Origin of the sequence: Streptomyces triticirhizae (assembly GCF_003696235.1) — a bacterium.
Lineage (GTDB): Bacteria > Actinomycetota > Actinomycetes > Streptomycetales > Streptomycetaceae > Streptomyces > Streptomyces triticirhizae.
Genome location: NZ_RFFJ01000065.1, coordinates 1 through 13,185 on the forward strand (window position 1 = coordinate 1; position 13,185 = coordinate 13,185).

Consider the following 13,185-nt stretch of genomic DNA (forward strand, 5'->3'; position numbering starts at 1 on the left):
ACCCGCGTCGGCGGCGGCTCGTCCGGGGCGCCCGACTCCGGGCCGCCGGACTCCACCGGCCGCGTCGCGGACAGCGCCGGCGGCCCGCCCAGGGCCAGCGCCGGGGGCGCCGGCCGCTCGTCGGCGGTCAGCACCCGCAGCGCGGACTCGCCCAGCCGCAGTATCCCGCCGGGCGGCAGGAGCACGGGCCGCTCGCGCACGGGGCGGCCGTCCAGCCAGGTGCCGTTGGTCGAGCCGAGGTCGGCGACCGCGATGGTGCCGTCGGAGCCGAGCGTCAACGAGCAGTGCAGCCGGGAGACATCGGGGTCGTCGAGGGGGATGTCGGCGTCGGCGGAGCGGCCGATGGTGGCCGTGCCGCCGCGCAGCAGGTGGACGCCGCCCGCGTCCGGCCCGGACGCGACGAGCAGCCGGGCCGGGACCGGCTCGGCGCCCGGCCCCTCCAGCGGCCGGTGCAGCGAGAGCACCGCGCCGTCCACCAGGGGCGGCTGTCCCAACAGGCAGCGCGCCGGGTCCAGCCGGCGGTCCTCGCAGAAGACCGCCCCCGGCGCCGCGCCCCCGGGCGAGACCGCGCTGGCCAGCGAGCCCACGACGGCGGAGAGCGGGGTGCCGGCCGGGGCGGAGATCGCCACGTCGACGCCGTCGGCAACGCCGGGCCCGAGAACGGTCACCCTGATCTGAATCGGCATCGGCCCTCCCGGTCACTCCCGGCTGTCATGTCCCGACCCGCAACGGATGCGGATGCTGCTGGCATCCTCGCACCCGTCACTGACACCGGAACGCGCGTCTGATGCTTAATGATCTTGATTGGCTATATCTGACCAGATCTGATCGGTCGTTGCCAGGCCCCGGGGAAAGCGCGTTCCCGCGACCGTCGACCGTCCCGTCGGCGCGGCCCGCCGTCCGACGCCCCATCATCTCCCGGCCCGCCCGCCGCACCCCACGCGACCCTCCCGCCGGCCGCCGGCGCGCCGCCCGCCCGCACCCGCGCCCGCCGACCCACGCAACCGACCGGCCGACCGCCGCGTCCCAGCAACCAGGGCACGGGCCGCCGCCCCGGCACCCCCTCGCTGTCACCCGGCGGCACTACAGTGCGGCACTACAGTAGGGGCCTCGGGTCCCGTGACCATCAGCGAAGCATCAGGGAGCTAGCGTGCGGCCGGTAGGCAGCAAGTACCTGCTTGAGGAGCCGCTCGGACGCGGCGCCACCGGCACCGTCTGGCGCGGCCGCCAGCGCGAGACCGCCGGCTCCGAGGCCGCCGTCCAGGGCGAGCCGGGCGAGCTGGTCGCGATCAAGGTCCTCAAGGAGGAGCTGGCCCACGACCCGGACGTGGTGATGCGCTTCCTGCGCGAGCGCTCCGTCCTGCTGCGCCTGGCCGCCGCCAACCACACCAACATCGTCCGCACCCGCGACCTGGTGGTCGAGGGCGAGGTGATAGCCCTGGTGATGGACCTGATCGACGGCCCCGACCTGCACCGTCACCTCTACGAGAACGGCCCGATGACCCCGGTCGGCGCCGCGCTGCTCACCGCCCAGATCGCGGACGCGCTGGCCGCCGCGCACGGCAAGGGCATCGTCCACCGGGACCTCAAGCCGGCCAACGTGCTGCTCGCCGGCGGCAGGGACGGCCAGCCGCTGCGCCCGATGCTCACCGACTTCGGCATCGCCAGGCTCGCGGACTCCCCGGGCGTCACCAGGGCCCACGAGTTCGTCGGCACCCCCTCCTACGTGGCGCCCGAGTCGGCCGAGGGCCGCGAGCAGACCTCGGCCGTCGACATCTACGGCGCCGGCATCCTGCTCTACGAACTGGTCACCGGGCAGCCCCCGTTCGGCGGCTCCAACACCCTCCAGGTGCTCCAGCGCCACATCAGCGAGCGGCCGCACCGCCCCGACGGCGTGCCAGGACCGCTGTGGACCGTGATCGAGCGCTGCCTGCGCAAGTCCGCCGACGAGCGCCCCTCGGCGAGCAACCTGGCCCGCGCGCTGCGCACCGTCGCCGCCGGGATCAACGAGCACGCCACCCCCGAGCAGCGCAACGCGGCCCTGGGCGTCGGCGCCCTGCTGCTGCCCGAGGCGTCTCCGGTCCGCGTGCCCGGCACCGGCATCGGCCCCGAGGGCTCGTCCGAGCCCACCCAGGTGCTGCCCGGCGGCTCCCGCGACGCCTCGGGCGAGGGCCGGGGCGACGGCGGCTTCGGCGCCGACCCCGACGCCGCCACCAACGTGCTGCCCACCACCGGCCGGGACGGCGAGGGCGAGGGCGGCGGCCGGCGGGACGACGGCCTCAACGCCACCCGCGCCATGCCGACGCACGGCGCCACGCCCCCCGAGCCCGAGGGCCCGCACCCCTGGGAAGAGCAGATGCGCGCCGCCAGGGACCGCAACGAGCCCACCCGGGTGCAGCCGGTCCAGCAGCCGCAGGACCCGCTCTACCGCCCGCCGCAGCGGCAGCCCCAGCGGCGCCCGCAGCAACAGCACCCGCAGCCCCCGGCGCCCAACCAGCCCCGGCAGGACCCCTACGGCTACCCGCCGCAGCAGCCCCAGCAGCAGCGCTACCAGCCGCCCCCGCCCCCGCCGCAGCAGTACCAGCGCCCGGTGCCGCCGCCCTACCAGGAGCCCCCGCAGCGCCGCCAGGCCGAGCCGCGCCGGGAGCGCGAGCCGCGCGGCCGTTCCCGCGGCGCCAACCCGATGCGGATTCCCGGACTCGGCTGCCTCAAGGGCTGCCTCTTCATGCTGCTGATTCTGGTCGTGATCGGTTTTCTGATCTGGAACTTCACGCCGCTCCAGGACTGGATCGCGGACGGCAGGAGTTTCTGGGACACCGTCACCGACTGGTTCGACGACCTGCGGGAAATGCTCGGGCTGATCGACGAGGCCCAGCAGACCGTGGACGACAACCTCCCCGACGGCGGTGAATGACCAACGGGCGCCGTTTCGTTGGTGAATCCCCTCACCGGTGAAGCGACAACTCGACGGTGATCTCGGTGATTTATCGACTTCCCGTCGGGAATTTCGCCCTGGACATGCCGGCAAACCCGGACAAGCCCGGCGTGCTGTCCTGTGCCCGGCGAGGCCGCGTCGTAGCCTCACGCCATGGCACGGAACATCGGCAGCCACTACACCGCCCACCGTGTGCTCGGCCGCGGCAGCGCCGGAACGGTGTGGCTCGGGGAGGGGCCCGAGGGCCCCGTCGCGATCAAGCTCCTGCGGGAGGACCTGGCCGCCGACCCCGACCTCGCCGAGCGCTTCGCCCATGAACGGCACGCGCTCCTCGGCCTCGAACACCCCCATATCGTCGGCGTCCGCGAGCTGTTGGTCCCCGAGAGCCAGGAGGGCGCCGCAGGGGAGAACGGCGAGATCGCCCTGGTGATGGACCTGGTGCGCGGCCCCGACCTGCGCACCCACCTCACCCGCGAGCGCCGTCTTGCCCCCGCCGAGGCGGCCACCATCGTCGCCGGCGTGGCCAGCGGCCTCGCCGTCGCGCACGCCGCCGGCATCGTCCACCGCGACGTCAAGCCGGAGAACATCCTGCTCGACACCTCGGGCGAGCAACCCGTCGCGCTGCTCACGGACTTCGGGGTCGCCAAGCTGATCGACGAGCCCCGCCACGGCGGCAGGTCAGGCGTCGTCGGCACCCCCGACTACATGGCCCCCGAGATCGTCGAGGGCCTGCCGCCGCGCGCGGCCGTCGACATCTACGCCCTGGTCACCGTGCTGTACGAGCTGCTGTCCGGCTTCACCCCGTTCGGCGGCGGACACCCGGGCGCCGTGCTGCGCCGCCAGGTCACCGAGCAGGTGGCCCCGCTGCCCGGGCTCCCGGACGAGCTGTGGGAGCTGATCCAGCAGTGCCTGGCCAAGGCCCCTGCCTCGCGGCTGCGCGCCGCCGAGCTGGCCTCCCGGCTGCGCGAGACGCGGCCCGCGCTGGCCGGCCTCCCCCCGCTGGACCTCGGCGACCCGGCCTCCGACGAGGAGCGCCGGCCGGCGTCCGGGGACCCCGAGTACGCCGGGTACGGCGGGCACGGCGAGAACACGGCCGCCCTGGCGACCGCCGCCCCGACCAGGGCCGCCGTCCCGCTGGTGCGCGGCGCCGCCCCCGACTCCGAGCGCGTCACCCACACCCGGATGCGGGTGCCGGACGCCGACGAGCTGGCCGGAGGAGCGCACGGCACCGCCCGCGCGCCCCGCGCCCCCGGTCAGCCGCGCGCCGGCTCGGCCCGCAACACCACCGCAGGCGCACGCCGGCGCCGTCGGCTCGCCGTCACGGTCGCCGGCGCCGCCGTGCTCGCCGTGGTCGCCGGGTGGCTGCTGTTCTCCGGCGGCGACGAGGGCGGCGGGGGCGACGGGCGGGGACCGGCGACCGAGGTCACCCTGGTCGACGCGGCCGACGTCGGCTGACGCCCCGCCGCCCGGTTCACCGCCGCCGGCCGGCCCTGCGCCCCGGACGTCAACGGTTACGCTGGGGGGGTGGCAGTCGTCGATGTTTCCGAAGCGCTCAAGTCCCTCGCCTCCACCATGGAGTCCATCGAGGCCGTGATCGACCTCGACAAGATGCGGGCCGACATCGCCCAGCTCGAAGAGCAGGCGGCGGCTCCCACGCTGTGGGACGACCCGGAGAGCGCCCAGCAGGTGACCAGTCGGCTGTCGCTGCTCCAGGGCCAGCTGCGCAAGGTCGAGGAGTTGCACGGCCGGATCGAGGACCTGGAGGTCCTCTTCGAGCTGGCCGAGGCCGAGAGCGACGCGGACGCCCGCCGCGAGGCCGAGGACGAGCTGGCCTCGGTGCGCAAGTCCGTGGACGAGCTGGAGGTGCGCACCCTGCTCTCCGGCGAGTACGACCCGCGCGAGGCGATGATCAGCATCCGCGCCGAGGCCGGCGGCGTCGACGCGGCGGACTTCGCCGAGCAGCTCCAACGGATGTATCTGCGCTGGGCGGAGCGCAAGGGCTACCCGACGGAGATCCTCGACACCTCCTACGCGGAGGAGGCGGGCATCAAGTCCACCACCTTCACGGTCAAGGCCCCCTACGCCTACGGCACGCTCTCCGTCGAGCAGGGCACCCACCGGATGGTGCGGATCTCCCCGTTCGACAACCAGGGCCGCCGCCAGACCTCGTTCGCCGGCGTGGAGGTGCTCCCCGTGGTGGAGCAGACCGACCACATCGAGGTCCCGGAGAACGAGATCCGGGTGGACGTCTTCCGCTCCTCGGGGCCCGGCGGCCAGTCGGTCAACACCACGGACTCGGCGGTGCGGATCACGCACCTGCCGACCGGCATCGTCGTCTCCTGCCAGAACGAGAAGTCCCAGATCCAGAACCGCGCCGCCGCGATGCGCGTCCTCCAGTCACGGCTGCTCGCCCACCAACGGGCCGCCGAGCAGGCCAAGATGGACGCCCTCAAGGGCGACGGGGGGAACTCCTGGGGCAACCAGATGCGCAGTTACGTTCTCCAGCCGTACCAGATGGTCAAGGACCTGCGTACCGAACACGAAGTCGGAAACCCGCAGGGCGTGTTGGACGGGGATATCGACGACTTCCTGGAAGCCGGAATCCGCTGGCGTAAACAGCACGAGAAGTAACCTTCACACAACTCTTCCCCTCGGTAAGGCACTTACCGGACATCCTGCTTGACGGGGATGCGTTCAGAGGGAAGGCTGTTCACTTGGCACGCCTGTGATCCGTGGGTGCGAGTTGCGCAAGGGGCGCGTGAGAACGAAGGCGAACCCCACGCAGTTCCGCTGCCCTTGCGTGAGGCTGCCCCATTCACGGGACACTGTGACGAGCACCGTCACACACCAAATAGCTACAGGGGGTAGTGGATAGATGGCCAGTCCCAAGACACGGGCCAACGTGGCGCGTATCGCCGCAGCCGCCGTCTTCGCGGCGGGCGCCTCGCTCGCCGTCGTCGGCACCGCGTCGGCGAGCAACAACTCGGCCAAGCCGGCCCAGCCTTCGACGCAGGACGCGAGCATCGTGGGCGTCATCGAGGGGAGCGATGGCGGCATCATCGGCATCACCGAGGGTTCCTCGGAGGGTGACGACGAGGGCACCAACGAGGGCGAGTCCGATGGCAACGAGTCGGACGGCAACGAGTCCGACGGCGGCGAGTCCGATGGCAACGAGTCGGACGGTAACGAGTCGGACGGCAACGAGTCCGATGGCAACGAGTCGGACGGCAACGAGTCCGATGGCAACGAGTCCGATGGCAACGAGTCGGACGGTAACGAGTCGGACGGTAACGAGTCCGACGGCGGTGAGTCGGACGGCAACGAGTCGGACGGCAACGAGTCCGACGGCAGCGGCACCCCCGGTGGCGGCGGCCCGCAGGGCGTCAACGAGGGTGGCGACGGCGGCCTGGAGCCCGACACCGAGGGTGGCAGCAGCCCCATCGAGCAGGACACCCCCACCGAGGACCTGACCGATGCCGAGGTCCCGGAGGAGCCCCGTGAGGAGCTGGCCGAGACCGGTTCGTCCACCAACGAGACCCTGCTGATCATCGGTGCCGCCACCATGATCGCCGGCGGTGTGGGCTTCCGCTACCTGCCCCGCCTGATCAACAAGGGCGGCGCCACCGCCTGATGGCGCGGTAGCCGATCCTGACACAGGGCAACGGGCCCGGAACGCTCAGTCGTTCCGGGCCCGTCGCTCGTTCTGTCCGCTGCGCCCGGCCTCCCGTTCCCCGGGTTCAGGCCGTGCGCACGGACCTCGCGCTCAGGCCGGGCGGGCCACCAGCAGTGCCACGGCGGCCAGCCCCAGCAGGATGGCGATCAGCGCGCCGGGGGTGCCCAGCACGGCCCAGGGGCCGCGCTCCTGCCGCAGCCGCGCCAACTCGGCGCGGCACACAGCGCACCGCCCCTCGCTCACCCGCCCCGCGCAGTTGGCACACACCATCCAGTCGGCGGTCATGTGATCGTCTCCTCTCGTTCCCCCTCCCCTCCACTGTGCCAGGCGCCGGGCCGATCCGCAGACGAGCGGGCGCCGGGCACGGGGGCGGCCCCCGGGGGACAACCCCCGCAAGAGGGGGCAAGAGGGGTGGAGGCGCGGGCGCCGGGACTGCGCGCCGCGCGGCGCTTCGCGTAGGGTCTGCCCAGCAAGGGAGAACCCCTTGTCCGTACCCAGTCCCGACTTGGTGTAACCGTGATTCGATTCGACAACGTCTCCAAGACATATCCCCGGCAGCAGGCGCCGGCCCTCAGCGGCGTCTCGCTGGAGGTCGAACGTGGCGAGTTCGTCTTCCTGGTGGGCTCGTCGGGCTCGGGCAAGTCCACCTTCCTGCGGCTGCTGTTGCGGGAGGAGCGCGCCAGCGAGGGCACCGTGCATGTGCTCGGCAAGGATCTCGGCCGGCTCTCCAACTGGAAGGTGCCCCAGGTGCGCAGGCAACTCGGCACCGTCTTCCAGGACTTCCGGCTGCTGCCCAACAAGACGGTGGGGGAGAACGTCGCCTTCGCCCTCGAGGTGATCGGCAAGCCGCGCGGTCAGATCCGCAAGACGGTGCCGGAGGTGCTGGACCTGGTGGGTCTCGGCGGCAAGGACGACCGGATGCCGAGCGAGCTGTCCGGTGGTGAGCAGCAACGCGTCGCCATCGCCCGGGCGTTCGTCAACCGCCCGCTGCTGCTGATCGCCGACGAGCCCACGGGAAACCTGGACCCGCAGACCTCGGTGGGCATCATGAAGCTGCTGGACCGCATCAACCGCACGGGCACCACCGTGGTCATGGCGACCCACGACGCCCAGATCGTGGACCAGATGCGTAAGCGTGTGATCGAACTCGAACGCGGTCGGTTGGTGCGTGACCAGACCCGCGGCGTCTACGGCTACCAGCACTGACTCGACCACGGAAAGGACGCCATGCGCGCCCACTTCGTCCTCTCGGAGATCGGGGTCGGTCTCCGGCGGAACCTCACCATGACGTTCGCGGTGATCGTCTCGGTCGCCCTCTCCCTGGCCCTGCTGGGCGGCGCGCTTCTCGCCCGCAAGCAGGTCAACAGCATGGAGGACTACTGGTACGACCGGGTCGAGGTGTCGATCTTCCTCTGCAACGAGATCGACGCCGAGACCGATCCCGCCTGTTCCCGTGGCCCGGCCACCGATGAGCAGCGGGAGGAGATCCAGGCCGAGCTGGAGGATCTGGCGCTGGTCGAGAGGGTCTTCCACGAGACGGCCGAGGAGGCGTACGAGCACTACCAGGAGCAGCAGAAGGACTCGCCGTTCGCCTCGGTGGTGACCCCGGAGCAGATGCAGGAGTCGCTGCGGGTGAAGTTGACCGACCCCACCAAGTACGAGGTGATCTCCTCGGCCTTCGCCGGCCGGGAGGGCGTTCAGTCGGTGACCGACCAACGGTCCCTGCTGGAGAACCTCTTCAACCTGTTGAACGGCGTGAACATCGCGGCGGTGGGGCTGATGCTGCTGATGCTGGTGGTGGCGGTACTGTTGATCGTCAACACCGTGCGGGTCTCCGCCTTCAGCCGCCGCCGGGAGACCGGGATCATGCGGCTGGTCGGCGCCTCCAGCTTCTACATCCAGCTGCCGTTCATCCTGGAGGCGACCATCGCCGGCCTGTTGGGCGCGGTCTTCGCCTGTCTGCTGCTGCTCGGGGTGTACCTGGGGATCGACAGCTTCCTCGCCGAGCGGATTCCGGTGATCGACTTCGTCGGCTGGGACGCCGTTCTCTCGGTGCTGCCCTATGTGTTGGCGACGGGCATCGTGATGCCGGCCCTTGCAGCATTCTTCGCTTTGTACAAGTACCTGAAGGTGTGAATCGGGTGTGACGAATCCCCGATGCTGGACGGGCTGTCAACTACCGTGCGCCCGCCGGGGATGTCCTACACTCCGCACCATGTCACGTCCGTCTCACCGTGGTTCGTCCCGGAGCGTCCGGCGCGGTGCGGCCCTGGCATGTGTCTTCACCGGGGTGTTGGTGACCGGGGCCGCGACCGGCTCGTGGCCCGAGGGGGCCGACGGTTCGGAGAGCACGGTGCTCGCCTCCGGCTCGGGCGCCGGGCTCGGGGGCGAGGAGGCACGGGGCCCCGCATCGGGGACGATCGACGACGCCAGAAGGCTGGTCAGCCGCAGCGGCGACCGTTGGTCGGCTGCCTACACGGCCGAGGAGTACGAGCGGCTGCGCCGGAGGCTTGAGGGCGAGTATGTCGGCACCGGGATAGCGGTGTTGCGCACCGCGGACGGCCGGATCGAGGTCAGCGAGGTGCACGCCGACAGCCCAGCCGAGCGGGCCGGGATCGAGCCAGGCGACGAGATCCGCACCATCGACGGGGTCACGCTGGCCGGCGGTCCTGTCACCGACGTGGTCAGCCGGCTGCGCGGCAGCGACCGCCCCGAGCAGGCCGGCCCGGGCAGCACCGTCTCGCTCGGCATGGAACGGGAGGGCCGCCGCTGGGAGTTGTCGGTGGAACGCGCCCGACTCACCGTGCGCAGCGTGGTGGTCACCGAGAGCGGCGACGGGGTCACCCGCATCGAGGTGGACTCGTTCACCCGGGGCTCGGCCCAGCTACTGCGGGACGCGGTGGCCGAGGTGCCCGCCGACCACGGCATCGTGCTCGACCTGCGGGGGAACGCGGGCGGGCTGCTCACCGAGGCCGCCGACTCCGCCTCAGTCTTCCTCGACGGCGGGCTGGTCGCCACCTACGACGTGCACGGCGAGGAGCGCGCCCTGCACGCCGCGCGCGGCGGGGACACCGACACCCCGCTGGTGGTGCTGGTGGACGGCGGCACCATGAGTTCGGCCGAGATGTTTACCGGAGCGCTCCAGGACCGTAACCGCGCGGTCATCGTCGGTCACCGGACGTTCGGCAAGGGCACCGTGCAGATGCCGAGCGAGCAGCCGGACGGCTCGGTCGCCGAGTTGACCGTCGGGCACTATGTGACGCCGTCGGGCCGGACCGTCGACCAGGACGGCATCGTGCCCGACCTGGTGGTGGACCCGGGCGCGGACGCGGAGGCGAAGGCGAGGACCGTCCTGGACGGGCTCTCCGGCGGGGCCTGACCGCCCGCCCACGGGTAGACTTGGCTGGCCATGGCTAAGGAAAAGGGACGCAAACTCATCGCGCAGAACAAGCGTGCCCGGCACGACTACCACATTCTGGATACCTACGAGTGTGGGCTGGTGCTGACGGGCACCGAGGTCAAGTCGCTGCGCGCCGGCCGGGCCTCGCTGGTCGACGGATTCGGCCAGATCGACGGTGCCGAGGCGTATCTCCACAACGTGCACATCCCGGAGTACGCGCAGGGCACCTGGACCAACCACAGCGCGCGGCGCAAGCGCAAGCTGCTGCTGCACCGCTCGGAGATCGACAAGCTGATCGGCAAGCTCCAGGAGAGCGGCCTCACCCTCGTTCCCCTCCAGCTGTACTTCGTGAACGGCCGCGCCAAGGTCGAGATAGCGCTGGCGAGGGGCAAGCGGGAGTACGACAAGCGTCACACGCTGCGGGAGAAGCAGGACCGCAGGGAGGCGGAGCGGGCCATGTCGGCCGCCCGCCGCAGGCAGCGGGCCTGAGGCGCACGCCCGGGCGGAAACTCCCGGGCACCACGGGCGCTCCCGCGCTATACTCGACGACGGAGCACACGCACGGGCCGCCGGGGAATGCCCACGGCGGGTCGTTTGTTAACTCAACACGGGGATGATCGGTTTCGACAGCGAACGTCGAAGCAGGGGAAGCGAGCCGAGGAAGCGGCAATGATCTCGTTAACCATATGCCGCGAAAAAATAATCGCCAATACCAAGCGCGATTCCTTCGCCCTCGCTGCCTGAGCAGCGACCGCGAGGTGTCAGCCCGGGTTAGTTCCCGCCCCGGGTCCTGGCATCAGCTAGGGAACTCACCGCCCACTCCGGTCACGGGGGTGTGCGGGACAACACACAGTGACTGAGCCCGTCGGAGACTTGTCCGCGTGATCTCCGGGGCTGAGAAAATCGCAGCGGACTGCGCTCGGAGAAGCCCTCCTTCCACTTCGTTGGACGCGGGTTCGATTCCCGCCATCTCCACTCCCGCGCGACCGGCCACGCCGGTGCGCAACGGCCCCGTCCCGGGTTTCCGGGGCGGGGCTTCGTCATGTTCACGGCCGTGCTCGGGCCCGGCCGGTGACGCGGCGGCGCGGGGCGGTGTCGCGGCTCACTCCCGCCGGCGTTCCGTGGTGAACTCCCGCGCGGTTGAACGGCGTTGACCGGCCGTGTTCCGGCCGGTGTCGGACGGTTGAGAGCGTACGCCCGCCTTTTGTCAGTGTGGGCCGGTAAGGTCGCGCCATGGCGAACAGCGGATCGACAGGGACTCCCGCTCTGGGGCGCGGGAGTTGGCGGACGCATCGCGTCACGCTCATCGGCGGCGCCGCGCTGGTGACGGTGCTCGCGGTGGTGGCGGTCCTGCTGCTGCGCGGTGGAGGCGACGACAAGGGCGAGGAGCGCGCCCGCGCGGTCACCGAGCGTTTCCTCGACGCCTGGGCGGCCGGGGAGTTGGCCGATGCGGCGGGCCTCACCGACGATCCGGCGGCCGCCGAGTCGCTGCTCGGCTCCGTGGTGGCCAACACCGAGCCGGAGGAGATGTCCTTCGAGGTGACCGGCCCGGTCGACCGGCCCGATGGGGCGCCCGACGACGCGCGGGCGGTGGGCTTCACCGCCCGCTTCGCGCTGTCCGGGCTGGGCGAGGTCTCCTGGGAGAGCGTGGCGGTCGCCGTTCCCGGCTCCGGGGACGAGTGGCGGCTGCGCTGGGAGTCGGCCCTGCTGCACCCGGAGTTGGCCGAGGGGCAGACCCTGGTCAACACGGTCGCCTGGCCGGAGCGGGCGGGCATCCTGGGCGCGGACGAGTCCCCGGTCGCCGGGCCGGCCCGGGTGTGGTCGGTGAGCATATGGCCGGCCCAGCTCAGCGACGAGGAGCGGGCCTGGGAGGTGTTGGAGGAGCTGGACGCCGGCGTCGACGTCGAGGCGCTGGCCGAGCGGGTGGCCGAGGCCGAGCCCGACCAGGCGGTCCCGGTGATAACGCTCCGGGACGAGGTCTACGCCGAGCACGCCGAGGAGCTGGTCGCCGTTCCGGGCTTCCAGTTCGCGGAGGAGGAACGGACGTTGGCGCTGGCCGCGCGGTCCGTGGTCGGCTCGGTGGACGCGGAGACCGGCGAGGGCGCCTCGGGCCTCCAGGCGCGGTACCAGGAGGTGTTGGCCGGCTCGGCCGGCGCCGAACTCGTCGTCGCCGACCGGGAGTCGGGGGAGGCCGTGCGCACCCTGGAGGAGCGGGCGGGCGAGCCGGGGACGCCCGTGGTCACCACGCTGGACCCGGACGTCCAGCGGGCGGCCGAGGAGGCGCTCGCCGAGGCGGGCAGCGACGGTTCGATCGTGGCGCTGCGCGCCTCCACGGGCGAGGTGCTGGCCGCCGCCGACACCCCGACGGACGGCTTCGCCCGTTCCCTGGAGGGGCAGTTGGCGCCCGGCTCCACGTTCAAGGTGATCACGGCGGCCCATCTGCTGGAGAGCGGGGCCGGCGTGGACGACGTGCTGGGCTGCCCGCGGTACGTCACGGTCAACGGTCAACGCTTCGAGAACCAGGGCGAGTTCGAGCTGGGCGACGACACCAGCCTGCACGAGGCCTTCACCGCCTCGTGCAACACGGCCTTCATAGGCAACCTCGACCGCTTCGAGCACGACTCGCTGGGGCGGACCGCCGAGGCGTTCGGCATCGGCGGCACCTGGGAGGTCGGGGCGGCCACCTTCGACGGCTCGGTGCCGACGACCACGGAGGACAACGAGCTGGCCGCCTCGCTGATAGGCCAACACCAGGTGCAGGCCAGCCCGTTGGTGATGGCCTCGGTCGCGGGGACGGTGGCGGCCGGCGCCTTCCACCAGCCGGTGCTGGTGCCCGAGGCCGTGGAGAACCGCCACGAGGCGTCGGCCGAGCTGTCCGATGAGACCGTCGAGGCGCTGCGGGGACTGATGCGGGACACGGTCACCGAGGGCTCGGCCTCCGCGCTGGCCGAGGTGCCGGGGGAGCCGCACGCCAAGACCGGCACCGCCGAGTTCGAGAACGAGGACGGCGAACTCGCCACCCACGCCTGGATGATCGGCTATCTCGGCGAGGAGGACCTGGCGTTCGCCGTGGTGCTGGAGGCCGGCGGCTCGGGCGGGCGGGACGCGGGGCCGGTGGCGGCCGACTTCCTGACCCGCCGCTGAGCCGCCGGGCCGGCCCGGCGCGCCCGAGGGCGC

Annotated in this window: 11 protein-coding genes and 1 other RNA gene; 10 read left to right on the forward strand and 2 right to left on the reverse strand. The window is 72.0% G+C overall.

All coding sequences use genetic code 11. The annotated features are described in order from the left end of the window. On the reverse strand, window positions 1–686 hold a 686-nt coding region (locus EBN88_RS13730; RefSeq protein WP_407703409.1), incomplete at its 3' end, for an FHA domain-containing protein. Window positions 687–1,150: 464 nt separating this feature from the next. On the opposite strand from EBN88_RS13730, the gene EBN88_RS13735 reads away from it, so the two are divergent. The 4 genes from EBN88_RS13735 (at window position 1,151) to EBN88_RS13750 (ending at window position 6,566) form a co-directional block, all read left to right on the forward strand. After that, the gene (locus EBN88_RS13735; protein WP_122184152.1) at window positions 1,151–2,914 is read left to right on the forward strand and encodes a serine/threonine-protein kinase; all 1,764 of its coding nucleotides are present in this window, start codon (window positions 1,151–1,153) and stop codon (window positions 2,912–2,914) included. Window positions 2,915–3,088: 174 nt separating this feature from the next. Beyond that, complete coding sequence (locus EBN88_RS13740) at window positions 3,089–4,390, forward strand: serine/threonine-protein kinase (RefSeq protein WP_122184153.1); 1,302 nt, start codon at window positions 3,089–3,091, stop codon at window positions 4,388–4,390. Between the two features lie 69 nt (window positions 4,391–4,459). Beyond that, complete coding sequence (prfB, locus tag EBN88_RS13745; protein WP_122184154.1) at window positions 4,460–5,566, forward strand: peptide chain release factor 2; 1,107 nt, start codon at window positions 4,460–4,462, stop codon at window positions 5,564–5,566. A 244-nt stretch (window positions 5,567–5,810) separates the two neighbouring features. Beyond that, on the forward strand, window positions 5,811–6,566 hold the full coding sequence (locus tag EBN88_RS13750; RefSeq protein WP_122184155.1) for an LPXTG cell wall anchor domain-containing protein: 756 nt from the start codon (window positions 5,811–5,813) through the stop codon (window positions 6,564–6,566). A 132-nt stretch (window positions 6,567–6,698) separates the two neighbouring features. Here the strand turns inward: EBN88_RS13750 and EBN88_RS13755 are convergent, their stop codons facing one another. Further along, the gene (locus EBN88_RS13755) at window positions 6,699–6,893 is read right to left on the reverse strand and encodes a hypothetical protein (protein ID WP_122184156.1); all 195 of its coding nucleotides are present in this window, start codon (window positions 6,891–6,893) and stop codon (window positions 6,699–6,701) included. 231 nt (window positions 6,894–7,124) lie between these two features. Here EBN88_RS13755 and ftsE point away from each other — a divergent pair, with 231 nt between their 5' ends. From ftsE to EBN88_RS13785, 6 genes are all read left to right on the forward strand, one after another. Further along, window positions 7,125–7,814 (forward strand): cell division ATP-binding protein FtsE, encoded by a 690-nt coding sequence (ftsE, locus tag EBN88_RS13760; protein WP_122184157.1) that lies wholly within the window; start codon window positions 7,125–7,127, stop codon window positions 7,812–7,814. A gap of 21 nt (window positions 7,815–7,835) precedes the next feature. Continuing rightward, entirely contained in the window at window positions 7,836–8,744 is a 909-nt protein-coding gene (gene ftsX / locus EBN88_RS13765) for a permease-like cell division protein FtsX (RefSeq protein ID WP_122184158.1), read from the forward strand. A 79-nt stretch (window positions 8,745–8,823) separates the two neighbouring features. Then, window positions 8,824–9,987 (forward strand): S41 family peptidase, encoded by a 1,164-nt coding sequence (locus EBN88_RS13770; protein ID WP_122184159.1) that lies wholly within the window; start codon window positions 8,824–8,826, stop codon window positions 9,985–9,987. 30 nt (window positions 9,988–10,017) lie between these two features. Further along, on the forward strand, window positions 10,018–10,497 hold the full coding sequence (gene smpB / locus EBN88_RS13775) for an SsrA-binding protein SmpB (RefSeq protein WP_122184160.1): 480 nt from the start codon (window positions 10,018–10,020) through the stop codon (window positions 10,495–10,497). Window positions 10,498–10,617: 120 nt separating this feature from the next. Continuing rightward, window positions 10,618–10,986: a transfer-messenger RNA gene (gene ssrA, locus EBN88_RS13780) on the forward strand. 255 nt (window positions 10,987–11,241) lie between these two features. After that, window positions 11,242–13,152: a penicillin-binding transpeptidase domain-containing protein gene (locus EBN88_RS13785; protein WP_122184161.1), complete on the forward strand. Its 1,911-nt coding sequence runs from the start codon at window positions 11,242–11,244 to the stop codon at window positions 13,150–13,152. Window positions 13,153–13,185 lie beyond the last annotated feature (33 nt).